Annotated in this window: 21 protein-coding genes, 2 tRNA genes and 1 pseudogene; 13 read left to right on the forward strand and 11 right to left on the reverse strand. The window is 70.4% G+C overall.

Annotated elements, in window-relative coordinates:
* Nucleotides 1-114: 114 nt before the first annotated feature.
* Nucleotides 115-504 (forward strand): acyl-CoA thioesterase, encoded by a 390-nt coding sequence (locus tag C503_RS0125985; RefSeq protein ID WP_156893485.1) that lies wholly within the window; start codon nt 115-117, stop codon nt 502-504.
* Nucleotides 497-1,144: a DUF8010 domain-containing protein gene (locus tag C503_RS0125990; protein WP_018685149.1), complete on the forward strand. Its 648-nt coding sequence runs from the start codon at nt 497-499 to the stop codon at nt 1,142-1,144. The genes C503_RS0125985 and C503_RS0125990 overlap by 8 nt, the downstream gene beginning before the upstream one ends.
* 41 nt (nt 1,145-1,185) lie before the next feature.
* Here the strand turns inward: C503_RS0125990 and C503_RS0125995 are convergent, their stop codons facing one another.
* From C503_RS0125995 to C503_RS0126005, 3 genes are all read right to left on the reverse strand, one after another.
* Nucleotides 1,186-2,775 carry a glycoside hydrolase family 13 protein gene (locus tag C503_RS0125995; RefSeq protein WP_018685150.1) on the reverse strand — a complete coding sequence of 530 codons (1,590 nt, stop codon included), beginning with the start codon at nt 2,773-2,775 and terminating at the stop codon, nt 1,186-1,188.
* Between the two features lie 68 nt (nt 2,776-2,843).
* Complete coding sequence (locus C503_RS0126000; protein ID WP_026316708.1) at nt 2,844-3,242, reverse strand: globin; 399 nt, start codon at nt 3,240-3,242, stop codon at nt 2,844-2,846.
* Between the two features lie 20 nt (nt 3,243-3,262).
* On the reverse strand, nt 3,263-4,249 hold the full coding sequence (locus tag C503_RS0126005) for a mechanosensitive ion channel family protein (RefSeq protein ID WP_018685152.1): 987 nt from the start codon (nt 4,247-4,249) through the stop codon (nt 3,263-3,265).
* Between the two features lie 171 nt (nt 4,250-4,420).
* On the opposite strand from C503_RS0126005, the gene C503_RS0126010 reads away from it, so the two are divergent.
* On the forward strand, nt 4,421-5,104 hold the full coding sequence (locus C503_RS0126010; RefSeq protein WP_211222467.1) for an HNH endonuclease: 684 nt from the start codon (nt 4,421-4,423) through the stop codon (nt 5,102-5,104).
* Nucleotides 5,105-5,149: 45 nt separating this feature from the next.
* Here C503_RS0126010 and C503_RS48950 read toward each other — a convergent pair whose 3' ends face one another.
* Nucleotides 5,150-6,427: a hypothetical protein gene (locus tag C503_RS48950; RefSeq protein WP_018685154.1), complete on the reverse strand. Its 1,278-nt coding sequence runs from the start codon at nt 6,425-6,427 to the stop codon at nt 5,150-5,152.
* Nucleotides 6,428-7,135: 708 nt separating this feature from the next.
* Between C503_RS48950 and ctaJ the strand changes: the two genes are divergently transcribed.
* Together ctaJ and C503_RS0126030 are read left to right on the forward strand one after the other, a co-directional pair.
* Nucleotides 7,136-7,396, forward strand: a complete 261-nt coding sequence (gene ctaJ / locus C503_RS0126025; RefSeq protein ID WP_018685155.1) for an aa3-type cytochrome oxidase subunit CtaJ — start codon at nt 7,136-7,138, stop codon at nt 7,394-7,396.
* Entirely contained in the window at nt 7,386-7,877 is a 492-nt protein-coding gene (locus C503_RS0126030) for a DUF5130 family protein (protein ID WP_018685156.1), read from the forward strand. The genes ctaJ and C503_RS0126030 overlap by 11 nt, the downstream gene beginning before the upstream one ends.
* A 1,240-nt stretch (nt 7,878-9,117) precedes the next feature.
* Here the strand turns inward: C503_RS0126030 and pepN are convergent.
* Nucleotides 9,118-11,691, reverse strand: a complete 2,574-nt coding sequence (pepN, locus tag C503_RS0126035) for an aminopeptidase N (RefSeq protein WP_018685157.1) — start codon at nt 11,689-11,691, stop codon at nt 9,118-9,120.
* A gap of 242 nt (nt 11,692-11,933) precedes the next feature.
* On the opposite strand from pepN, the gene C503_RS0126040 reads away from it, so the two are divergent.
* Both C503_RS0126040 and C503_RS0126045 read left to right on the forward strand, forming a co-directional pair.
* Complete coding sequence (locus C503_RS0126040) at nt 11,934-12,581, forward strand: mycothiol-dependent nitroreductase Rv2466c family protein (protein ID WP_018685158.1); 648 nt, start codon at nt 11,934-11,936, stop codon at nt 12,579-12,581.
* A 1,403-nt stretch (nt 12,582-13,984) separates the two neighbouring features.
* On the forward strand, nt 13,985-15,403 hold the full coding sequence (locus C503_RS0126045) for an aldehyde dehydrogenase family protein (protein ID WP_018685159.1): 1,419 nt from the start codon (nt 13,985-13,987) through the stop codon (nt 15,401-15,403).
* Here the strand turns inward: C503_RS0126045 and C503_RS0126050 are convergent.
* Nucleotides 15,384-16,196, reverse strand: coding sequence for an MBL fold metallo-hydrolase (locus C503_RS0126050; RefSeq protein ID WP_018685160.1), 813 nt, complete (start codon nt 16,194-16,196; stop codon nt 15,384-15,386). The two genes, C503_RS0126045 and C503_RS0126050, sit on opposite strands and share 20 nt — an antisense overlap.
* A 126-nt stretch (nt 16,197-16,322) precedes the next feature.
* Here C503_RS0126050 and C503_RS0126055 point away from each other — a divergent pair, with 126 nt between their 5' ends.
* Nucleotides 16,323-16,793 carry a ribose-5-phosphate isomerase gene (locus tag C503_RS0126055; RefSeq protein ID WP_018685161.1) on the forward strand — a complete coding sequence of 157 codons (471 nt, stop codon included), beginning with the start codon at nt 16,323-16,325 and terminating at the stop codon, nt 16,791-16,793.
* Nucleotides 16,793-17,596 (forward strand): Fpg/Nei family DNA glycosylase, encoded by an 804-nt coding sequence (locus tag C503_RS0126060; protein ID WP_018685162.1) that lies wholly within the window; start codon nt 16,793-16,795, stop codon nt 17,594-17,596. The genes C503_RS0126055 and C503_RS0126060 overlap by 1 nt, the downstream gene beginning before the upstream one ends.
* A gap of 873 nt (nt 17,597-18,469) precedes the next feature.
* On the opposite strand, the gene C503_RS0126065 is transcribed toward C503_RS0126060, so the two are convergent.
* The gene (locus C503_RS0126065; protein WP_018685163.1) at nt 18,470-19,264 is read right to left on the reverse strand and encodes a hypothetical protein; all 795 of its coding nucleotides are present in this window, start codon (nt 19,262-19,264) and stop codon (nt 18,470-18,472) included.
* An 84-nt stretch (nt 19,265-19,348) separates the two neighbouring features.
* Nucleotides 19,349-20,551 (reverse strand): GNAT family N-acetyltransferase, encoded by a 1,203-nt coding sequence (locus C503_RS0126070; protein ID WP_018685164.1) that lies wholly within the window; start codon nt 20,549-20,551, stop codon nt 19,349-19,351.
* Between the two features lie 165 nt (nt 20,552-20,716).
* Between C503_RS0126070 and C503_RS40910 the strand changes: the two genes are divergently transcribed.
* A complete protein-coding gene (locus C503_RS40910; RefSeq protein ID WP_018685165.1) occupies nt 20,717-21,247 on the forward strand; it encodes a GNAT family N-acetyltransferase in 531 nt (176 codons plus the stop codon).
* 9 nt (nt 21,248-21,256) lie between these two features.
* Here C503_RS40910 and C503_RS40915 read toward each other — a convergent pair whose 3' ends face one another.
* The gene (locus tag C503_RS40915; protein ID WP_018685166.1) at nt 21,257-21,688 is read right to left on the reverse strand and encodes an NUDIX hydrolase; all 432 of its coding nucleotides are present in this window, start codon (nt 21,686-21,688) and stop codon (nt 21,257-21,259) included.
* A gap of 210 nt (nt 21,689-21,898) precedes the next feature.
* Nucleotides 21,899-21,972, reverse strand: a tRNA-Gly gene (locus tag C503_RS0126085).
* 69 nt (nt 21,973-22,041) lie between these two features.
* Between C503_RS0126085 and C503_RS0126090 the strand changes: the two genes are divergently transcribed.
* From C503_RS0126090 to C503_RS48090, 3 genes and pseudogenes are all read left to right on the forward strand, one after another.
* Nucleotides 22,042-22,115 (forward strand) — tRNA-Pro (locus tag C503_RS0126090).
* A gap of 114 nt (nt 22,116-22,229) precedes the next feature.
* The gene (locus tag C503_RS44935) at nt 22,230-23,117 is read left to right on the forward strand and encodes a site-specific integrase (RefSeq protein ID WP_245572590.1); all 888 of its coding nucleotides are present in this window, start codon (nt 22,230-22,232) and stop codon (nt 23,115-23,117) included.
* Nucleotides 23,050-23,535, forward strand: a pseudogene (locus C503_RS48090) (Gp37-like protein). The gene C503_RS44935 and the pseudogene C503_RS48090 overlap by 68 nt, the downstream one beginning before the upstream one ends.
* Here C503_RS48090 and C503_RS46230 read toward each other — a convergent pair.
* Nucleotides 23,532-23,861 (reverse strand): Rv1352/Rv1906c domain-containing protein, encoded by a 330-nt coding sequence (locus C503_RS46230; protein ID WP_156893488.1) that lies wholly within the window; start codon nt 23,859-23,861, stop codon nt 23,532-23,534. The pseudogene C503_RS48090 and the gene C503_RS46230 overlap by 4 nt on opposite strands.
* Between the last annotated feature and the right edge of the window lie 152 nt (nt 23,862-24,013).

The raw sequence follows: 24,013 nt of genomic DNA on the forward strand, positions 1-24,013 counted from the left end.
AGTCCCCGGGCGGCGGGCCCGTTCCCGGACGGGGATAAAGTCAGCGCGAACCGGCTGGGAGGGGACATTCCTTTGGGTGCGTTCGTCGCCGAGGTGCGACCGCGGTGGTCCGACATGGACGCCTTCGGCCACGTCAACCACGCCAACACGGTCACCCTGCTGGAAGAGGCCCGGGTCGACCTGCTCTTCCGCGAGGCCGCCCTGCGCGGCGCCGACGACCTGGCCAGGGGAGTGGTGGTCGCCCGCCTTGAGGTCGACTACCGCGCCCCCCTGTTCGCCGACGGCGGCGTGTTACGCGTGGAGATGTCGGTCCGCGAGATCCGCGCCGCCTACTTCGTCCTCGACTACCTCGTCCGCGGCGGCCCGTCCGAGACCGACACCGTCGCCGTCACCGCCGCCACCACCCTCGCCCCCTACGACCTGGCCAGCGGCAAACCCCGGCGGATCACCGACCTGGAACGCGACTTCCTGGCCGCCTGGCACAGCGGGGGCAACGGTGCCTGACCTGCACTTCGCCGACCCGTCCGAACGAGCCGACCTGGGCGCCTTCGTCGCCCGCGCCGTCCGCCTCGACCCGCAGGCCGTGGTCCGCCTCCGCGGCCGCGACGAGGGCCTGATCGACGCCTGGGTCGCCACCCCGTTCGACGTCCTGGCCACCCGCACGGCACGGGGGAGTGTCGACCCCACGGACATGACCGTCTCCGGCAACGAACTCCTCGCCGCCCTGGCCGTCGTCCGCGGCGACCGCCTCGACCCCGGCCCACCCCGCGACCTGCTCTGGCGCTCCGCCCTGCCGCCCACCCGGCACTGGCAGGTCGTGGACCGCCTGCCCGCCCGCATGGTGTCCGACCTGGCCGACAAGGGCATCGCGGTGGCCAGGGAGAACGTCGGCCCCCAGGGCACACCCCCGGCGTCCCTGCTGGACCAGAACGTCCTCACCGTCACCGGCGACGGCCTGGAGATCAAGGTCCCGCTCCGCTGCCTGTTCGCCCTGTCCGGCATGGGCTTCCTCGCCGACACCGACACCGATTCCGACACCGACGACCACATCCGGGTCACCGCCACCGACTCCTGGATGCGCCTCGACGCCCGCTACGGCGCCGTCGTCCGCCGCCGCCACGCCCTACTCCCACTCCTGGTCTGACCCCGGCCTCGGCACTGGCCTTTCGCAGGCCAGTGCCGAGTTCATACCAGCCAGACAGCCGTCTCCGGCGGCAGGTCCGTGCCGTCCAACGGCCCCGAAGCCAACAACACCTCACCCGGCGGCAACGGCACCGGCCCACCCGAGGTGTTCAACGCACAGATCAACCCCCCACCCTTCCGCCGATAAGCGAAACACCCCGGCGGCGCCCCATACCACTCCAGTTCCGTCCCCCCGAACCCCGCATGCGTCTTCCGCAGCTCCAACGCGTGCCGGTAAAGCGACAGCATCGACTCCGGATCCTCCAACTGCGTCTCCACCGTCAACCCCGCCCACTCCTCGGGCACCGGCAACCACGGCTTACCCGCGGAAAACCCGAACGGAACCGACGACCCCTCCCAAGGCAACGGGACACGGGAACCATCCCGTCCCCGATCCGTGTGCCCGGTGCGCTCCCACAACGGATCCTGCAAAGCCCAGTCCGGCAACGAGACATTCGGCAACCCGAGCTCCTCGCCGTTATACAGATAGACCACCCCGGGCAGCCCCAACTGCACCAAAGCCATCGCCCGAGCCCGACGTAACCCCTGCGACCCGCCCCCGTAACGCGTCACATGCCGGTCCACGTCATGGTTCGACAACGTCCACGTGGCAGGCGAAGGAGAACGCGACACCGCCTCCAGCGAATGGTCGATCGCCCGCCGCACCGCGTCCGCGTCGAAATCCGTCGTCGTCAACGTGAAATTGAAACCCAGGTGCAGCTCGTCCGGCCGCACATACCGCGCGAACTGCTCGTCCGTCTCCACCCAGATCTCACCCACCGCCATCGAACCCGGGTACTCGTCCGCCACCTTCCGGATCAGGCGGTGGATCTCGTGCACCTCGTCCGCGTCGAACCGCGGGTCCGCCGGGCTGTGCGTGGCCGAACGGTCGATCGACAGCAGGTACTCCGGCATGTCCGGTAAACCCTGCGGCTTCGCCATCCCGTCCGCCACGTCCACCCGGAACCCGTCCACGCCGCGATCCAGCCAGAACCGCAACGTCTCCACCAGGTCCGCGCGGACCTCCGAGTTGTCCCAGTTCAGATCCGGCTGCCGCGGCGAGAACAGATGCAGATACCACTGCCCGTCGTGCACCCGCGTCCACGCCGGACCGCCGAACACGCTCGGCCAGTTGTTCGGCGGCACCGACCCGTCCGGGCCACGACCATCCCGGAACACATACCGCGACCGCTCCCGGCTGTTCGGCGGCGCCAACAACGCCGCCCGGAACCACGGGTGCTCGTCGCTCGTGTGGTTCGGCACCACGTCGATCGTCACCTTGATCCCGTGCCCGTGCGCCTCGGCCACCAACCGGTCGAACGCCGCCAGATCACCGAACAACGGGTCCACCGCGCGCGGATCGGACACGTCGTAACCGTGATCGGCCATCGGGGACCGGAAGAACGGGGTGAGCCACAACGCGTCCACACCCAGCAGCTCCAGGTAGCCCAAACGGGACCGGATGCCCTCCAGGTCGCCCACCCCGTCGCCGTCGGAGTCGGCGAAGGAACGGACATAGATCTGGTAGAACACCGCCCGCTGCCACCACAGCGGCGCCGGGTCGTCACCCTCGGGCTCGGCGGTTCGTCGCACGATCAGTCATCCTGCCATCGGCCGCCGACGGACTGGACCAGTCGCGCCGGTCTGTGATCTTGAACCCGTCAGACCCAGCTGTTCAACAGGCTGTTCGCCGCCATCTCCAGGTACTGCCAGAGCTTCGTCCGATGCTCCTCGGCCAACCCCGCCGAGTCGACCGCCACCCGCATGCACCGCAGCCACGCGTCCCGCTGCACCGGCCCGATCACGAACGGCTGGTGCCGCATCCGCAACCGCGGATGCCCGCGCCGGTCCGAATAGGTGTGCGGGCCACCCCAGTACTGCATCAGGAACAACCGCAGCCGCTCCTCCGCCGGACCCAGGTCCGCCTCCGGGTACATCGGCCGCAGCACGTCGTCCGCGGCCACCTCCGCGTAGAACCGGGCCACGATCCGGTGGAACGTGTCCTCGCCGCCGACCGCCTCGTAGAAGTTCTCGATGTCCGCATCGCTCGGGGTACCCACCACCCCATCCTCGCGCACCACTACGCGGACGGCGCAGGCGGGAACAACCTGCCCATCGGCGGCTGGATCCCCGACTCCTCGATCGCCCCCATCGCCCGCGCCCGCAACGCCCGCTGCACCGCCCACTGCCTGCCCGGCCGCACCTTCACCGTCATCCGGATCGTCACACTCTCCGGCGTGACCTTCTCCACACCCAACACCTCCGGCGGCTCGATCACGTCCGCCTTGTACGCGTCCTCACCGGACAGCTCGGTCGCCACCCGCGCCAACAACCCCGACACCGCGTCCACATCCGCGCCATAGCCCACCGGCAGGTCCACAACGGCCACCGCGAAACCCTGGCTGGAGTTGCCGACCCGCAGGATCTCCCCGTTCCGCACATACCACACCGTGCCGTTGACATCGCGCAACGTGGTCACCCGCAGCCCCACGGCCTCGATCGTGCCGCTCGCCGGACCCACGTCCACCACATCGCCGACGCCGTACTGGTCCTCCAGCATCATGAAGATGCCGGACAGGAAGTCCTTCACCAGGTTCTGCGCGCCGAACCCCAACGCCACACCCACGATCCCGGCCGAGGCGATGATCGGCCCCAGCTGCACCCCCAGCTCGCCAAGCGCCAGGATGAACGCCAGCCCGTAGACCAGGAACGTCACCACCGACTTCAACACCGAGCCGATCGTGCGCGCCCGCTGCGTGCGCCGCTCCGAGATCAACGACCCGAGCGCGGGCGCCCGCTCCTTCAACGGCCGCAACAACGCGGGCATCTTCCCGTTGCCCGAGGTCAACCGGTCGATCAGGCGCCGCACCACGAGCCGGATCAGGAACGCCACCACGAAGATCATCAGGATCTTCAGCGGCTTCGCCACCAGCCAGCCTGCCGAGGCCGCCAGCCACTCGTTGCCGGTCAGCCGCCACACCTCCGCACACCACGAACCGTCCTCGGTGATGCACTTCGGGGGTTCCATCGGAAACGGCAACTGGGTCGGGATCAGCGCGGGAGTCATCGCCGCCGACGATAGCCGGCGGCCGCCCGCCCGGTCGACGCACCCCGCGGTCGCGTAACCCGCTCGCGTTCACCCCGATTTCGACGGGTGATCCAAGACACGTCACAGAACACACGTGCGCTCCGGCCCGGGTATGTGGTCGACTTAGGCAGCACCGGTGGAGGTGGTCGAGTGCCAGACCGACAACCGACCCGCTCCGGCGCGCCCGCGGGGCACGCGCCGGGGCCGACGCTATGCCCGGACCCGGGGGAGACCCCGGGACCAGTCGCCGCGCGCGACCGGGCCGCCCCGAGCTGCGTGGTGGTACCCGACCCGCCGCACCCGCGACCCGTCCCGTCCTGGGGCAGGCGCCGCGTGCTGCTGCTCAACACCACCTTCGAGCCGCTCACCGCGCTCTCGCTGCGCCGCGCGGTCGTGCTCGTGGTCTGCGGCAAGGCCGAGGTCGTGCACGGCGACCCGGCGGGCATGGCCGTGCACTCCGCGACGTCGAGCGTGGTGATCCCCTCGGTCATCCGCCTCAGCAGCTATGTCCGCGTGCCCTACCGCGGCCGGGTCCCACTGACCCGAGCCGGATTGATGCACCGCGACCGCTACCGCTGTGCCTACTGCGGCGGCCGAGCGGAGACGATAGACCACGTGGTCCCACGCAGCCGCGGGGGGCAACACACGTGGCAGAACTGCGTCGCCTGCTGCGCAAAGTGCAACCACCGCAAGGCCGACAAGATGCTCTCCGAACTGGGCTGGCGGCTGCGCGTGATCCCCACCGCGCCACGCGGCCCACACTGGCGACTACTCGCGGGCGTGGTCGACGCCGACCCGCTCTGGCTGCCCTACCTGGGCGAACCGGCCGCCTGAGACTTCTTTTCGTCCCGCCCTCGCACCGGGGGCGGGACGGCCTGCTCAGGCGGCGGTGACGCGCGTCCCGCCGGTGACCCGAGTGCCCCTGGTGACCCGGGTGCCCCGCTCCTGAAGGGTGACCCGAGTACCGCGCGTGACCCTGGCACCACGGTGCCCGGCGGTGACCCGCGTACCGAACTCGACAGCCGTGACGCGGGTACCGAACTCCGCGGTGACCCGAGTACCGGACTTGGCGGTGACCCGGGTGCCGAAGGCGGCGGTGACCCGCGTACCCCGGTCAACAGAGGTGACCCGCGTGCCCCGGTCGGCTGCCGTGACCCGCGTTCCGCGATCGTTCGCCGTGACGCGAGTGCCCCGGCCGGTGGCGGTGACCCGAGTGCCCCGGTCGAGAGAGGTGACCCGAGTTCCCCGGTCGCAGGCGGTGACGCGGGTGCCGCGGCTGACGGAGGTGACTGGCGTGCCGCGATCGGCGGACGTGACTCGCGTGCCGCGCCCGCCCGCGGTGACGCGGGTGCCCCGATCGGTGGCGGTGACTCGCGTGCCCCGGTCGGTTGCCGTGACCCGGGTGCCGCGAGTGATCGCCGTGACCCTGGTGCCACGCTCGATGGCCGTGACCCGGGTCCCTCGGTCGCTCGCCGTGACCCTGGTACCGCGAATGATCGCTGTGACTCGCGTGCCGCGTTCGGCCGCTGTAACCCGCGTGCCTCGGTCGTTCGCCGTGACCCGGGTGCCACGAGTGATCGCCGTCACCCGCGTGCCCCGATCCGCCGCCGTGACGTCAGTGCCCCGGTCGGTCGCGGTGACCCGCGTACCGCGCTCGATCGCGGTCACTCGCGTACCGCGCTCGGCGGCCGTGACCCGGGTGCCGCGTTCAATGGACGTCACCCGAGTACCCCGGTCACTCGCCGTGACCCTGGTCCCGCGCTCGGCGGCCGTGACTCGCGTGCCGCGCTCGATGAAAGTGACCCTCGTCCCGCCCGTGACCCTGGTGCCACGCGTGACGCGGGTGCCGCACTCCAGCCCGGCCGTGACCCGGGTACCGCGGTCGACCTCGGCGGTGACCCTCGTGCCGCGGTCGACCTCGGCCGTGACCCGGGTGCCGAGCAGTGCGGTCACCCGAGTACCCCGTGCGTCCGGTCCGGTGATCTCCGCGGTGACCCTGGTGCCGCGGGTCACTCTCGTGCCACGCTGGAGATCGGTGCCCCGGGTCACCCGGGTCCCCATCCGCCCGCCATCCCACCGCGCACGACCACCGGGTTGCGTGTTGTCGGCCATCCGGGTGATGATCTTTGCCGCGTCGTGGGAAGCGAGGGTGTCCATGGCATGGCCTCCTGAGGGCGGTTGCGCATCAAACGAGCGGAAGGTCGACTTCGCAAGGGCCGTACAGGTGAAAGCTATGACTCAGATCGGTAACCGACAAGACGTCAGGCCGCGCCGAGGGGCCTGACGTGCGCGTTTGAGGCCATTCGCCCCTTGTCGATAGGCAGAAAGAGCTACCGCTCAGGACGGCACTCGGCCGATCAGCCTTACCAGGGGAGCACCAACCGCCACCCCGTGCGACCACGCCGCCCGAGCGGTGTCCGCACCCACGGGCGACCCGCCCGGCGCGACCCCCGCCGATGAGACCGGACGTTATCCGGGTTATCGGCCTTTGGTGGTCGGATCTGGAGAGTCTGTCCGTTTTCCCCCGCCCGACCGGCGCGAATATTGTCTGAAATATCTGTTTTGTGACGGAAATAGATACCCTGTCCGCTTTCGGGCCGCGCACAAGCCCGCGTCCGACGGCCCGCACGGCAAGGATGACCGCGGGCAGCTCACCCGCTTGCCCATGATCGGACCCTCCGGCGGAGAGCCTCGCCGATCCAAGCCCACGTCCAGCGGCTCCGACGGCACGAGGCGATCCCAGGCCGTGCGCCGGGACGTCGCCCCGGTGGCCGGATCCGGGCAGTCCGTCCGATTCCCCCCGGCCGTGGTCGGGTTGTCGGCCGTGCGAGGTCGGCCCGTCGGCGGTCGGTTACTGTATCGGCTGTGACGCTCGTCGAGACCCTTCTCGTCTTCGCGGCGATCCCGCTGGCCATCTACGGCGTGGTCGCCCTGTTGACGCTGCGCGAGAAGTTCGCCAAGGCCCCGCGCTACCGCCCCGGCCAGGAGTGGGCGCACGAGCCGGTGTGGTGGACCGCCAACCCCGCGGGCCTGGGCCCCGCCCACGCCGCGGCGTCCCACCACGCCCCGGAGACCGGCGCGGACCTCCCGCGCACTGCCAAGGGAGGAGCCCGCGGTGGCTGGTGACCTGGTCCGCCACGCGGACACCATCGTCGAGGACCCGGAGCACGGCTACGGCGCCGCCCGCACCAACAGCGGCCGCATCTCCGTCGCCAAGCAGCGCGAGCCCGCCGCCCCCGGCCTCCCCTTCACCACGGTCCAGCTGACCCGCCTGGACGAGGCCCTGACCCTGTCGTCGCGCGCCACCGGCCTCGCCTTCAGCGTCTACCTGGGCGACCTCGGCCAGGACCCGCGCGACCGCGCCGAGGACCTGCACGCCGCCATCGGCCCCAACTCCGCGGAAGCCGTACTCCTGGCCGTCTCCCCCGGCCAACGCCGCGTCGAGATCGTCACCGGCACCGACTCCGCCCGCCGCCTCCCCGACCGCGGCTGCAACCTGGCCGTGATGAGCATGGTCGCCTCCTTCAAGGAAGGCGACCTCATCGGCGGCCTGGTCAGCGCCCTCCGCATGCTCGCCGACCAGGCAGGCCACGCCCCCCGCCGCTGACCCCCGAACACCCCTCGAAGAGCCCGGCCCACCCAGTGGGACCGGGCTCTTCGCCATCCGCCCCGCTCCCACCCCACCCCGCGACCGGCCCTGCCCCGCGACCGCCCCGACCTCCGACCAGCCTGGCCTCCCACCCCCGGCTCCTGGCCCGCGTCACCCTGCGACCCGCCGACCCACTCGCCACCCTGCGGCCACCTGAAGGTCAATCCGCCCCCTGCCATCGCCCCGAAGCCACTCGCGCCCCCTGTGGACAACTCCGCGCGCCAGATTCCCTTCGCTGGAAGAATGAACCTCGGGGGGTCCCCGGGCGGCTATCCACAACCCCGTCGAACCATCCACAGGCCGAGCGCATCCCTTGACATCACCGCAGGCCCCAGGCTCCACCCAGTGACCACCCGAGCGCCGCCGGAGCCTGCGGCCGTCAGACAGGTCCAGCCCGCCGATCTTCACGTGGCCAGGTCGAGTCCGCCGATCTCACGCGGCCGAGGGCGCGCAATCCTCACCTGGCCGCAGGCTCCCATCCGCCGCAGGTCAACCGCTTCTTCGTCGACTACTTCACCACCGCGCTGCGCCCCGACGAGATCCCCACTTTTGCCCGCCAACCCAGCTCGGCAGGCTCGGTCCCACCTCGTGCCTGTCTGCCTGCCCGCCCCCCATTTGCCTGCAGCCTGAGGCCAATGCCGCCTGGCCCCTCAGCGACGCCCAGCGCCGTCAAGCCGGCCTGTCCGCCAACCCGGCCGCAGGCCGCGCCAACTCCGCCACCACCCAGCCCAACCGACTCCGGACCAGCCCAACCGACTCCGGACCACCCAGCGCAGTCGATTCCGGCGCCCCACTCCGCAGGGCACACGGGCCCCAGCGGCCAGCATCCCTGCCGACCTCCTACCGCCCCGGCAAAGGCCCCTCAAGCCCGCCCGTTCACGCGCCCCCCTGCCCGCACTCCCTCGACATGCCCGCACTGCGCGCATTCCCGCACTGTCCACATTCCCGACGTGCCCCGCAGGCAAGCCCCTCCGCCCCATCCCCGCGCACTCCCACGCCCCATCCCCCGCGCTCTCACGATTCCTTTCCCTCGCGCTCGCACAACCTCAACTCGCAACGAACGACACGCCGACGAAAGTTCCGCGTCCACAGCGCCCGATGCGGTGAAGAAAACCTGACTCTCCGAACACAAACCACCCGATAGAGCACAAAAAACCGGGCCGGCCCCCACGGAGCCGGCCCCGGAATCAACACACAGTCAGGACCCGTCGAACTCCCGCGCCGCCAGCGCCCGAAGGATGCCCGCGCGCCCCTCCGACACCAGCCGCCGCAGGGCCGGGGGATGATCACCGGCCAGCCACTCGTCCGCCGCCGCCACCGTCTCCGCGGTCACCGCCCAAGCCGGGAACAGGCCGAGGGCAACCGACTGCGCGCGCTCGCTCGACCGCCGCGCCCACACGTCGGCCACGTCCGCGAAGTACGTCCGCGCGTAAGGCGCCAGCAACGGCCGCTGCGCCGGGTGCGAGAACCCGCCGATGATCGCCTCGTTGATCGCGTTCGGCAGGTCGTCGTCGTGCACCGCCCGCCGCCACGCGTCCGCCTTGCCCTCCGGGGTCGGCCGCAGCGACCGCGCCCGCTCCGCCTGCCGGTGGCCCGCGGCCGTCGAGTCCCGCTTCAGCTCGTCCTCGATCTCGGCCTCGCCCACCACCCCGTGCGCGACCTGCGAGTGCAGCAGCCGCCACCGCAGGTCCGTGTCGACCACCAGACCGGGCAACGGCGCCGACCCGTCCAGCCAGCCGCGCAGCACCTCCAGCTTCGCGGAGTCCAGCACCGACCCCGTCAACGAGTTCACCAACGCCAGCTGATGATCGGAACCAGGCTCGGCCGCGCGCGCCAGCTGCAGGATCCGGTCCGTGAACAGCTGCCACCCCGTCGGCGCCCAGGCCGGCGCCGCGTACGAGGCCAGGGCCGTCTGTGCCTGCAGCAACAGCCGCTGCACGACACCCACCTCGGTCTCCGCGTCCAGGCCGTGACACACCAGCGTCACGAAGTCGCGGGCCTTCAGCTCGGCCTCGCGCGTCATCTCCCACGCCGCCGACCAGCACAGGGTGCGCGGCAGCGGTTCGGTGATGTCGCCGATGCGGTCGATCAGCGTGGTCAGCGAGCCCGGGTCGAGCCGCATCGTGCAGTAGGTCAGGTCGTCGTCATTGACCAGCACGAGCTTGCCCTGCTCGATACCGACCAGGTCCGGCACCTCGGTCCGTTCGCCCGCGACGTCGATCTCCACCCGGTGCGTGCGCACCAGCTTGCCCACCGCGTCCGCCGCGTCGTCGTACACGCCGATCGCGACCCGGTGCGTGCGCAGCTCGCCGCGGCCCGGCTTGGCGCCGCCCTGCAGGATCGCGAACTCGGTGAACCGGCCGTCGTCACCAACCTCGAACCGGGCCCGCAGCGAGTTCAGGCCGGTGGTCTCCAGCCACTGCGCGCTCCACCACGACAGGTCCCGCCCGGACGCCTCCTCCAGCGCGTTCAGCAGGTCCGCCAGCGTCGCGTTGCCCCAGGCGTGCTTGCCGAAGTACACCCGCAGCCCGGACAGGAAGTTGTCCAGCCCCACATAGGCGACCAGCTGCTTGAGCACGCTGGCGCCCTTGGCGTAGGTGATGCCGTCGAAGTTGACCTCGACCGCCTGCACGTCCGGGATGTCCGCCGCCACCGGGTGCGTCGAGGGCAGCTGGTCCTGCCGGTACGCCCACGACTTCTCGATGTTGGCGAAGCTGGTCCACGCGTGCTCGTACTCGGTGGCACTCGCCTGCGCCAGCACACTCGCCCACGTGGCGAACGACTCGTTCAGCCACAGGTCGTCCCACCACCGCATGGTCACCAGGTCGCCGAACCACATGTGCGCCATCTCGTGCAGCACCGTCTCGCAGCGCCGCTCGTACGAGTAGCGGGTGACCCGGCTGCGGAAGACATAGTCCTCCAGGAACGTCACACAGCCCGCGTTCTCCATCGCGCCCGCGTTGAACTCCGGCACGAAACACTGGTCGTACTTGCCGAACGGGTACGGCACACCGAAGTTCTCGTGGTAGAAGGCGAAACCCTGCTTGGTCTCGGTGAACAGCCGCTCGGCGTCCATGTGCTCGGCCAGCGACGCCCGGCAGTAGATGCCCAGCGGGATCGTGCCGTGCTCGTCGGTGAACCCGTCGTGCCACTCCGCGTACGGGCCCGCCACCAACGCCACGAGATACGTCGACATCCGCTGTGTGGTCTCGAACACGTGCCGGGACACGCCCTCGGCACCCTCGGCCGCGCCCACCGACACGGCCGCCGCGTTGGAGATCACCTTCCACGACTCCGGCGCCACCACTGCCATGTCATAGGTGGCCTTCAGGTCCGGCTGGTCGAAACAGGCGAACATGCGCTTCGCGTCCGCCGTCTCGAACTGCGTGTACAGGTACACGCCCTTGTCGACCGGGTCCACGAACCGGTGCAGGCCCTCACCGGTGTTCATGTAGGTGCACCGGGCCACCACGGTCAGCTCGTTCTCGCCCGCCAGCGCGGACAGCTCGATCCCGACGGCCGGGTCGTACCCGGACACGTCCAGGACGGTGCCGTTCAGCTCGGCGGAGAGCACCTCGTCGGCCACGATGTCGACGAACGTCGACCCGCCCGGCTCGGCACTGGTGAACCGCACCGTCGAGCGGGACCCGAAGGTCGTCTCGCCGGGCTGGCCGAGCCCGTCGGTGAGGTCCAGCTCGATGGAGTACGACGCCACCTCCAGCAGCGCGGCGCGCTGTTGGGCTTGGTCACGGGTCAGGTTGGGCGCGGCCACTCGAACACCTCGGCGAACTCGTCGGTCGGACTTCGGGGGACTAGCGGGGAACTGCTGAGCGCCCCGCCCGCGGGGTCGCCGCGCGCGGGGTTCGGAACTGACAATCGCATCCAATCACGCCGTACCACCCCGTGGTGCCAAGGTGTGGCCGGGAAGGTTTCCCAGAGCACACACGTTGCACCGACCGGGGGCGCCCGCGGCGACCCCCGGCCGGCGAGGATCCACACACCTGGAGACGTTCGATGACCGCTGTTCGGGAAACCGAGAGCACCGAGAGCACCCCGACCCGCACCAAGGTCGACTTCTACTTCGACCCGGTCTGCCCGTTCGCCTGGATCACCTCCCGCTGGATCCTGGAGGTGGAGAAGCACCGCGACCTCGACCTGCGGTTCCGCGTGATGAGCCTGTCCGTCCTCAACGAGGGCCGCGACAACCTCCCCGAGGTCTACGTCGACCTGCTCAAGCGCGGCTGGGCCCCGGTCCGGGTCGCCATCGCCGCCGCCCAGGCCCACGGCGAGGAGGTGCTGCGCGACCTGTACACCGCGCTCGGCACCCGCATCCACAACCAGGGCGAGAAGGACTACCTCAAAGCCATCGAGGGCGCCCTCGCCGAGGTCGGCCTCCCCGCCGAACTGATCGAGGCCGCGAACGGCACCGACCACGACGACGCCCTCCGCAAGTCCCACCACGAGGGAATGGACCCGGTCGGCGACGAGGTCGGCACCCCCACCCTGCACATCGACGGCGTCGCCTTCTTCGGCCCCGTCCTCACCGAGATCCCGCGCGGCGACGACGCCCTGAAGGTCTTCGACGGCGCCGTCGCCCTGGCGAGCTACCCGAAGTTCTTCGAACTCAAGCGCAGCCGCACCGGCGAGCTCAAGTTCGACTGACCCCCGGGGGATCGGGGACACCCGCGGCGCGCCCACGGTCCGGGCCCGCCGCGGGTGCCTACCCCTCGGCGGCCCGGTGCGCGCGTCCCTGTGGACAACTTCCCGACCCGCGCGCCTTTTGCCGGTAACGTGGATTTCGGGGGCCCCCGGGCAGGTTGTCCCCAACCCGCCGAATCGATCAACAGCCGCCCCGCCGCCCTTGACGACGGCCCACCCGGTCAGCGCGGTCGGCTGCGCCAAGCCGAAGCCCGCCGCTCCTCGGCGCCGACCCGACTGCACACCCCCTTGCGGTTCGGCCACGACAGGCCCAACGGCCACTCGCCTCTGCTGGACTCTCCACGGGTCACCGGACCTTCGGCGGCCCGGACCCGCACCCCCTGCCCACCAAGCGTCGCGCCCGCTCCTCGCCCCTGTGGACAACTTTCCAGCTCAGGGCCCGCTCACCGGTAAAGTGGAATCCAGGGGTCCCCCGGGCGGTTGTCCACATCCCCCCGAAACGATCAACAGATACCGCGTAGGTCTTGACTGGCCGCTCTCGCTGTCCCTGCCTCGGTCCCCTTGCGGGTCACGGCAACCGCCGAGCATCCCGTGGGCGACCATGCGCCATCACGTGTCCACCCTCGCCGCACCCGCCTTCCAAGCCCTGTGGACAACTTTCCGACCCGCGAGCCGTTCACCGGTAGAGTGGATCTCGGGGGTCCCCGGGCGGTTATCCACAGCAGGTCGAAACGATCAACAGGTGCCGCGCCGGTCCTGACGACGACGATTCCCGTTGCAGGCGAGCGGGTCGTGGCGGTCGCCGGGCATCGGCAGGGCCGCGTGCCACGAGCAGCGCGATCATCCTGCGGCCCTTGTGGACAACTTTCCAGCTCGGGGCCCACTCGCCGGTAAAATGGATTTCGGGGGTCCCCAGGCGGTTGTCCACAGCCCGCCGAATCGATCAACAGATGCTGTGCGGGTCTTGACAGCGCGGCGACTTGCCTGGTGCACGCACGCGTCGGTGGTCGGAGCTGGTCGGGCGCGGTCGTCGTGCTGGCCGGTGCTTCCATGGGCGACCAGGTACCGGGTCGCATGCCCACAGCACCAGTGCGTCCGCTCCACGGCCCCCTGTGGACAACTTTCCGGCCCGCAGGCCGCCGGCCGGTAGAGTTGATTTCGGGGGTCCCCCGGGGCAGTTGTCCACAGCGGGCCGGATCGATCAACAGACACCACGCGCGTCTTGACGAAAGACTCGCGTGTGAGCGGATGACCGCCGAGGCCCGAGCAGACGAACCCGTGCCGCCGAAGAGTCCCGTCGTTCCCAACCGCGCGTCTCCGTGATCACGGCAGGCGTGCGAACTCCCGTCCACTTGTGCCACGCTGACGTCCAGGCAGGCGTGCAAAGTGTCACACGGGAGGTCGCCATGGCCGTTCGCGTCGGTCATGTCATCGGGGGGCGGTTGATCGAGCAGGCCGGGGAGCGGATCGACGTGGTCGACCCGGCGTCCGGGGAGGTCGTCGCGGCCGTCCCGGCCGGGACCGCGGCCGATGTGGACACCGCGGTCGCCGCCGCGGCCGAGGCGTTCCCGGGTTGGTCGGCGGTCGATCCGCGCGAGCGGGCCGCCGCCGTGCGGCGCGTGTCGGCGGCGTTGGTCGAGCGGCGCGAGGAGATCGCCGACGTGATCACCGCCGAGATGGGGGCGCCGCTGCTGTTCTCCCGCGCCGTCCAGGCCGGTCTGCCCGCCGCGACGTCCGCGGGCATCGCCGACCTGGTCGAGGGCGGCTACGCGTTCAGCGAGGAGATCGGCAACTCGCTCGTGCTGCGCGAGCCGGTCGGCGTCGTCGGCGCGATCACCCCGTGGAACTACCCGCTGCACCAGATCGTCGCGAAGGTCGCGCCCGCGCTCGCCGCGGGCAACACCGTCGTACTCAAACCCAGCGAGGTCGCCCCGCTCAACGCCAACCTGTTCCTGGAGATCCTCGCCGCCGCGGGCGTGCCGGACGGCGTGGTCAACCTCGTGCACGGCACCGGGCCCGTCGTCGGCGAGGCCATCGCCGCGCACCCCCGCGTCGACATGGTGTCGTTCACCGGGTCCACCGCGGCGGGCAGGCGGGTGTCCGCCGTCGCCGCCGCGACCGTGAAGCGGGTCGCGCTGGAGCTGGGCGGCAAGTCCGCCAACGTGATCCTCGACGACGTCGACGGCGACGCGCTCACCCGCGCGGTCAAGATCGGTGTGGCGAACGCGTTCATCAACGGCGGCCAGACCTGCACCGCCTGGACCCGCATGCTCGTCCCCGCGCACCGGCATGACGAGATCGTCGAGCGCGTCGCCGCGGCCGCCGCCAAGTACACCGTCGGCGACCCCCGACAGACCAGCACCCGCATCGGCCCGATGGCGTCGAAAGCCCAGCAGGACCGCGTCCTCGGCTACATCCGGCTCGGCATCGACGAAGGCGCCACCCTCGCCTACCGCGCCGACGACATACCCGACCACGGCGCCTACGTGCCGCCCACCGTGTTCGCCGACGTGCGCCAGGACATGCGCGTCGCCCAAGAGGAGATCTTCGGCCCCGTCCTGTGCGTGCTGCCCTACACCGGCGACGACGAGGCCGTGGCCATCGCCAACGCCAGCGTCTACGGGCTCGCGGGCGCCGTGTTCGGCGCGGACGACGACCGCGCGCTCGCCGTCGCCAAACGCCTGCGCACCGGGCAGGTCGACATCAACGGGGGAGCGTTCAACCCCGTCGCGCCCTTCGGCGGCTACAAGCAGTCCGGCAACGGCCGCGAGCTCGGCCGCTACGGCCTGGAGGAGTTCCTGGAGGTCAAGTCCCTGCAGCGCTGACCCGGCCACGCTCCAGCGCCGGACGCGTCGCGTCCTCCGGGTACGGGCTCTGCGCCAACGCCTCCTCGACCGTCATCGAACCGCTGCGCACCCCGTCGAACAGGCCCGCGACCGTCGCCAGCTCCGCCCGCTGCGTCCGCACGAAACCCGCGTCCACCGGCTCACCGTGACCGGGCACCACCACCTGCGGCGCCCACTCCAGGATCGCGTCCAACGCGGCAGGCCACTCCAGCGGGAACCCGTCCTTCCCGAGCGACGGCGGCGCGCCCTGCTCCACGTCGTCACCGGCGAACAGCACCCCGGCGTCGGGGACGTGCACCACCACATCGTGATCCGTGTGACCGTTCCCGGGATGCGCCAACGTCACCCGACGGCCACCCAGGTCGAGCTCCGTCTTGTCCACCAGATCCCACGTCGGCAGCACCACGCGCGCGGCAAGCAGCCGCTCGGCCTGCTCCGGTTTGCCGTCCGCGCGGTACTTGTCGGCCCAGAACCGCGCCTGCTCGGCGGCGGTCCCGGCGATCACCGCCGTGCACCTCGGATGCGCCCACACCTCGGCACCCGGGAACGCCGCCGTGCCCAGGAAGTGATCCCAGTGCGCGTGCGTGATCACCACCGTCCACGGCAGATCCGTGACCGCGCGGACCGCCGCCGCCCACTCCGCGCCATGCACCTCGTCGGTGCCGGTATCGATCACCAGACAGCGGTCGTCGCCGAGCACGAGCCCCAGCGTCTGGTCCAGTTCGGCATAGCGACGGGCGAACACACCGTCGGCAACCTCCAGCCATCGCATCCGCCATTACTACCCGATCGGCCGACCGGCCGGGGAACGATCGGTCACGCCCCGTGGTGGTAACCGGCGCCACTGCGCGCTCGCCCGGTCGCGCACCCGGCACCACCGGATGGCACACTTCCCGCCGTGCGTGTCTACCTGGGTTCCGACCACGCGGGCTTCGAGCTGAAGGCCCACCTCGCCGAACACCTCACCGCCGCGGGCCACGACGTCGTCGACGTCGGCCCGCACGCCTACGACGCCCTCGACGACTACCCGCCGTTCTGCGTCGAGACCGCGCGCCGCGTCGTCGCCGACCCGGGCAGCCTCGGCGTCGTGCTCGGCGGCTCGGGCAACGGCGAGCAGATCGCGGCCAACAAGGTGCCCGGCTGCCGCGCCGCGCTGGCCTGGCAGCCGGAGATCGCGAAACTCGCCCGTGAGCACAACGACGCCCAGGTCATCGGGGTCGGCGCGCGCATGCACACGGCCGAGGAGGCCGCCGAGATCGTGGATGCCTTCGTCGCCACGCCGTTCTCCGGCGACGAGCGCCACAGCCGCCGCATCGCCCTGCTGACCGAGTACGAGCGCACCGGCGAACCGCCCGCCCTGCCCGCCTGATGCCGGAAGGCCACACCCTCCACCGCCTCGCCCGCCTGCACCAACGCCGCTACGCCGGTACGGAGGTGTCGGTCTCCAGCCCGCAGGGCCGCTTCGTCGCGTCCCCTGTGGACGGTTCGGTGTTCCGCCGGGCGGAGGCGCACGGGAAACATCTGTTCCACGTGTACGGACCGGACCGGGTGGTACATGTCCACTTAGGACTGTACGGGACGTTCGCCGAGGCCCCGCTACCGGTCGCGGCCCCGGTCGGCCAGGTCCGGATGCGCCTGGTCGGCCCGACGCACTGGACCGACCTGCGCGGCCCGACCCGCTGCGAGCTGCTGACCGACGTCGAGGTCGACGCCCTCCGCGCCCGCCTCGGCCCGGACCCACTGCGCCGTGACGCCGACCCGGCGCGGGCGTGGGACCGGATCTCGCGCTCCCGCAGCTCACTCGCCGTGCTCCTGATGGACCAGTCCGTGATCGCGGGCGTCGGCAACGTGTACCGGGCCGAGCTCCTGTTCCGACACGGCATCCACCCGTCCCTGCCCGGCCGCGCCCTGGACCCCGCGCTGTGGTCCGACATGTGGGCCGACCTGGTCACCCTCATGCGCCTGGGCGTCCGAAGAGGACGGATCGACACGGTCCGCGACGAACACCTCCCCGAGGCCACCGGCCGTGCCCCGCGCCAGGACCGCCACGGCGGCGAGGTCTACGTCTACCGCCGCGCGGGCCTGCCCTGCCTGGTGTGCGGGACCGAGGTGCGGACGGAGGTCCTGGCGGGCCGCAACAACTTCTGGTGCCCCACCTGCCAGCCCGCCTGACCCGCCGAACCCGCACCCCGGCGAAACAGGACCCGGATCACCCGATCGGGATTCGGTCGACTCACGGGCTCACTCTCCGCGCCCACAGGCCGATTTTCGCGACCCCGGCCTGTGGCGGCGCCCGGCCTCGATAGCGACATCGGCCGCCGTCCAGCTGGTCCGCTCGCTGAACGGACGTCCCCGGGTGGTCTTGTCATGCCGGGCGGGGGGCTAGTGGCTCGACCCAGGGCGTTGGCCGTGTATCGGCGCGTCGTGGGCGGGTCGAGACGCGGTCGATATTCTGGGGCGCACCACCAGGTGACGATCATGATTGCCCGACCGGCCGCGTTCCCGTCCACACGCGACGCGCGAAAGGTCGCCGGGTGAACGGCGGTCCGCTCACGGAGTCTGCCTCGGTGGCGTGGCCGCCTGGCCCATCGGGAGTACAGGCGAGTGAGCCACGGGAGCGCGAGATCTGCTCCAACACCCGCGTCGTGCGGGTCCGACCGCGTGCCGGTCGCGGGAACTCCTCGCGGTCGTGTGACTCGAACCCGTGACCCGAACCCGGTGAGCCGAAGCTCGGGCTGGGCGCTCGTCGGCGGGCATGCGGCGCGTGCGGAACGCAGGCCCGAGCTCGTCGTGGTCTTGGACATGATCCCGGGGAGTGTTCGCCATCGACGCTGTCGGCACGGTGGGTCGGGGTGGCACCGGCTGTCGGGGCGGGCGGCGCTTCCTCTCGCCCCGTCCCTCGGCGCCTGCATGGCCGCGCTCCCGCGTCTCCTGTCCCTCGCGCTCGCACAACCTCAACTCGCAACGAACGACACGCCCGGGAAAGTTCCGCGTCCACAGCGCCCGATCCGGTGAATCCGACAGGACGCTCCGTGACCGACAGGATCAGAAGTCCCCGCCGAAGTCCCCACCGCCGAAGTCCCCGAAGTCGCCCCCGCCGAAGTCACCACCACCGTCGTAGCCACCGCCGTCGAAACCCTGGTCGCCGCCGCCGAAGCCGTCCGCGTTCATGTCCGCGAAGGCGTCCGCCTGCCCCGCGTCGAACCCGGCCTCCCACGCCGACGAGTCCGGGATCCCCGACATCCCCGAGAACATCGCGTCGAACAACAGCACCGAACCGAGGCCCCACGCCCCCGCCACCAGCGCGGGCTTCCACCACGGCTCGCTGTACCACCCCTCCGGCACCGGCCGCCCCGCCACGCGCCCGCCCGGGTAGTAGTGCGGGGTGCCCGCGCCGGGCATCGGGGATGCCTGGTAGTCGTGGCCCTCCACATGCACCCTGCGGTCCGCCTCGACGCGTCCGGCGCGCTGCTGGTCGGGGTCGGCGGGCAGGTCCGGGCCCGGGTCCAGGCCCATGGCCAGGCGCGCGGCCCGCACGTAGTACAGGCCCTCCAGCGCCGTGCGCGTCACCAACCGGCACTGTTCGGCCGTCCTGGCCTGTTCCATCTGCGACCCGGCCGCCGTGTAGCGCTCCGCCGCGTCGGCCATGGCCTGCTGGGAGGCGGTGTCCGTGCCGGTCAGGTTGATCACCTGGCCGCCCAGCCGCTCGACCCAGCGGCGGGCGTCGGCCTGGGCGTCGGCGAGTGCGCGGGCGCGTGCCGCCGCCTGGTTCCGCATGACCACGACGCCGACCGCCACCAGGGCGACGACGATCACGACCAGCACGATGCCTGTACCCATGGGGCCCTCCTCGTTCGCTTGCCCAGCACAACGCCGGACGCGGGCGAGGAGGTTCCCGTGCGGACCGGAATCCCCCGGTCGTGCTCAGAAGATCTCGTGGCAGGCGGGCTCCCGGTCGTGCAGGAACGCCGCTGACAGGGCCGAAACCGACCCGGGTGTGTGTTCGCGCACTCGCCCCGCCGAGGCCAGCACGGTCAGCCGGGTGCCGCCGAGGTAGGCGGCCGCCAGCTCCAGCGTGGTCAGGGACAGGTCGGCGGTGTCATCCGTCCGGGCAACCGTCATCGAGCCGTCGGTGACCGTCAGTCGCCACGTGCCGGTGTTCCATGGGCAGAACTCGTCCGTCACGTCCACGACGACGTCCACCGGCGCGCTATAGGCCCGCAACGGCAGCGCGTCCGCGAGCCGGGTGAGCCGGATGTGCAGCGCGTCGGAGGTGTTGCGTTCCATGGCGCGCGGGTCGCGCAGCAGCAGCGTCAGCGGTTCGTCGACACTGCCGTTGTAGTCCACTGAACTGACCAGGTCCATGTCGAGCACGTACCGCCACAGGCTCGCGTACGCCTGGGGCGTGTTCGCGATCAGTTCGTGTACGGAGAGCTTCGTGGTCGGCCCGAAGTCCCCGGGCTTCATCTCCGTCCGGAACGCCACGAAGCCGTCCGGATGCAGGGCGTACCGGTAGGGACTGCGTCCGCGCTGGGCCGTCACGGAGTCGTAGTAGTGGTACCCCCAATGCCCTTCCGCACGCCCCAGCATGCCCGCGCGGGTCGGCGCGAACCGGTCGTAGAGTTCGCGGATCAACGGCATGGCCGCCTCCCGCGACAATTCCCGCACCCGTGCGGAACCCAGGTCGACACCCGCCCGGAACGGGATTTTCGTCGGCATGGACAAATGGGTCCATTCACTCGCCGGGGCGTAACCGTAACGGCCGTAGATCACCGGTTCGGACGCCCACAATCCGCCCAGTGGCGCGCTCTCCTCGGTCAGCCAGGACCGCATCATCGCGCGCAGCACGCCGCGCCGCCGCTGGTCCGCCGCGACCGCCACCGCGCTGATCGCGTCGAACGGCACCAGGCCCCGGCCAGGCACCGACACCGTCCTCGGCAACAGCCGTGACGTGCCGATCAGCGTCTCCCCGTCGAACGCGCCCACCGTCTCGGTGGTGTCGAACAGCAGGTCCTCCTTGGCCGCCCACTCGTCCCTGCGGTGCTCCAGCAGGAACGCGCGGGCCAGCACGGCGGCGTTGGCAGGCAGGTCGTCGCGGGTCAGTCGGCGCAGCGTAAAGGTGTCCACGATTGTGCTGTCTACGCGAACGCCCATGACCCGGCCAAGCGATTTGTCCACCGCGCACACGTCTTGACCGATGTGTGATCACCGATATGGTGACCGCATGGGGAATCACGCGGCAATTCCCGGTGTGGCTCTCGCTACCCGGGTGGTGCGTGGGGAGGGCGACTCGTGCGGGTGAGCGCGCCGGTACTGGTCCGCGAGGCGACCGCGGCGGACGCGGCGCAGATCGGCGACGTGCACGCCGAGTCCTGGCGGGTCGCGCACCGCAACCTGTTCGAGGACCGGTCACTGGCCGTGTTCGCCGAACGGCGACGCGCCCGCTGGATGGCCGGACTGGCCGAGCTGGCCGCCGCGGGCACCGACACCGTGCTGCTCGCCCAACGCGGCGACCGGACCATCGCGTTCGCCTGGTACGGCCCGCACCGGGTCAAACCGCACGACGCCGAACTGCACGCCTTCTACGCACACCCGCACGTGTGGGGCACGGGCGTCGCGCAGACCCTCCTTGACGAGGTCTTCACCGGCCTCGGCGACTACCGCCGTGTGCGGCTCTGGACGCTGTCCGGTGCCACCCGCGCGCGGCGCTTCTACACCCGCGCGGGCTTCACCGAGAGCGGTCTGATCCGCGAACGCGACTACGGCGACGGACGCCCGGTGCTGGAGGTCGAGTACGCGCGCCGCCCGCCCGTCACCCGCTGAGCCTGAGTCTCAGCCGAAGTAGGCGTCGCCGGACCGGGCGAGCCCGTGCTCCAGGATCAGCCGCGTCGCCTCCGGTACGCCGAGCGCGCCGAGCCGCTCCGGCTCGACCCACACCGCCGTGCCCACGCGCAGCCGACCGCCCATCGGCCGACCCCGGAAGCACACCGCCAGCTCCGTGCTCCACGACCGCTCCGGGTCGCTGTACATGCCCACCAGCCCGGTGATCTCCGCCATCACCCCGGTCTGCTCCTCCACCGCGCGCACCGCCGCCCGCGGCAGCGTCTCCCGCGCCGGTTGCGGTCCGCCGGGCAGCCGGTGCCCGGCCCGCTCGCGCAGCATGAGCAGCAGACCCGCGTCGTCCAGGACCATGATCGAGGCCCCGACGGCGGTACGGCGTGCGGCAGTGGTGGTGGTCGGGTCGAAATAGCCGGATTGCGACATGGCTACTGCCTACCGAAGACCGCGGCCCCGGCACCACGGCCATTGACCGGTTCTTCACGACCGACCGCCGAAATCACCCGGCTGGCTGTGGCGTACGCCACTCTGCTCGGCGGATGTCCGGCCGCGGACGCCCGTTCCCAGAGATCCTCCCGCTGGGAACGGTCCCAGGTAACGAAAATCGGCCGAACCCGAGCGAGGTTCGGCCGATCGTGGAGCGGGCGACGGGAATCGAACCCGCGTAGCTAGTTTGGAAGACTAGGGCTCTACCATTGAGCTACGCCCGCCTGTGGGACCCCTCGGCCCCGCGCGAAAAATAGCCTAGCGGACCCCGCTAGGCTGGCGATGTACACCCCCGGGCTGTGGCGCAGTTTGGTAGCGCATCCGCTTTGGGAGCGGAGGGTCGCAGGTTCAAATCCTGTCAGCCCGACGAGGGGGCATCTGCCCAGGTAGATGCCCCCTTTGCCGTCTCTGACCCCGCGTCGGGGGCTAGCACAGCGCTCTGGTGACACTCCGCTTGGAGCGTGTGCGCGTGCCCCTGATGATGCCTCCCGACCCCTATCCCGGCCTGATCAGAGAGTGGTCTCGGTCACTCAAAGCAGAGAGTAAGAGTGAGCGTACAATCCGTAACTATACGGATTCGGTGCGCTGGTTCTACCTCTGGACCTTCGACCCGATCGCCCCGCCGGACGTCGACACCCCGGACGAGTGGCTGGCCGACCTGCCACCCGCGCCCGACGAGCCTGACGAAACCACCGTCTCGCATGTCCGGGCCTGGATCGCCTATCGCATCGCCACGACGAGCAAGGCGAATGCGAACAACAACTACCGGAGCCTACGCCCATGGTTTCGATGGCTGCTCAATGAGCAAGAGATCGACGTGGACCCAATGGATAGAATGAGCCCCCCGGAGGTTCCGAAAAAGCGCCCCACGATCCCTACGTTAGATCTGGTGCAAGCCATTCTCGCAACCTGTGGCCGCGATTTCGTCGGCAGGCGGGATGAAGTGATCATTCGAATTATTTATGACGGAGGTGAGCGTCTTTCTGAGGTTGCGGGCCTGGACATGCCTGATATTGACTTCGATCTCGACACGATCGACGTGGTTGGCAAGGGAGACAAGATGAGGCGTGTCCCGCTCTCGCCCAAGACAATGCAGGCTGTGTCTCGATATGTCCGCATGCGAGCGAAGCACCCCTTGGCGAATCTCACCACTGCTCTGTGGCTCGGCGATCGTGGTCGTGGCCCGCTCAGTCCGAACGGCGTAAAGCTGATGCTCAGGCGAAGAGGCGAGCGGGTGGGGGCGAAGGATATTCTCGGTCGACCGCCGCGGACCGGCCCGGTTCGGGCTGGCGCTGCGCAACATCCGGTCGCTCCGCTGGCAGCTCACCGCACCGGCCGCGACCCACATCGTGGGCGGCGGCCGGGGTGAGGAGGACGCCCGAGAGTTCGTCGAGGTTGGAGACATCGACTCCGCGACGGCGTGGGGCCGGGTCGAGGACTTCTACGACTACCGCGCCGCCAACGATTCCGACGGCGGCGCCGAGCTGGCCGCGGGCGCGGCGAAGCGGCTGACCGAGTAGGGCGAGACGCAGCTGGTCGAGATCGAGCCGGTTGACACCGCGAGGTTGCGGTACGGCAGGGACTACAGGCTCGGCGACATCGTCACGGTCGACGTCTACGGCGGGGTGACCGTGGATGAAGTGGTGCGTGAGGTCGAGATCACCGCGGACCGACGCGGCCGAGTGACGCGGCCGCGAATCGGCATGGTCGGCGCCACCCGCACCACCCGGACCGCGCTCCTGCTGCGAGATGCGCTCGCCCGGCTGGCCTCGATCGAGCGACGCTAGGCGCGCCTCCACCCTCCACACCCCTTTGTGGTGAACGATCCATCGGTTGCCCGGATTGTGACGGTAACTTGTTTCGCAGCTGTCACGAAATTGTTGTCGATGATTTCACCGCCAGGCGTTGTCCTCTCCCAGTAGCACTCCTTTGCCGTTTCGACGGTCTTGTATGTACCTGGTTGAATGTCATTCGGGATGAAGTAGCTTCCGTCGAAGATCGTCCTGTTAACCTTGCCGGTTTTCGCTGCATCGACAAGGTTTTGATGCTGTGGGCAAAAGATAGGAACGCCAGCTTCGAACATCTCTGGATTCGCTTTCCATTCGACTTCCATACGTTCCGAGCGTGTTATTTCCGGACTTTCGGGCCCGTCCATCTCTTTGCAGATCTCTTGGACGTACTCAGAGGCTGAACCTGGTGCGGAGCGTCTCGCAAGCCAACCCTCACTCACTGCGCGAGCGTCGAATTGTTCAGTGGCTGTGAGAG

The organism is Actinokineospora enzanensis DSM 44649 (assembly GCF_000374445.1).
Lineage (GTDB): Bacteria > Actinomycetota > Actinomycetes > Mycobacteriales > Pseudonocardiaceae > Actinokineospora > Actinokineospora enzanensis.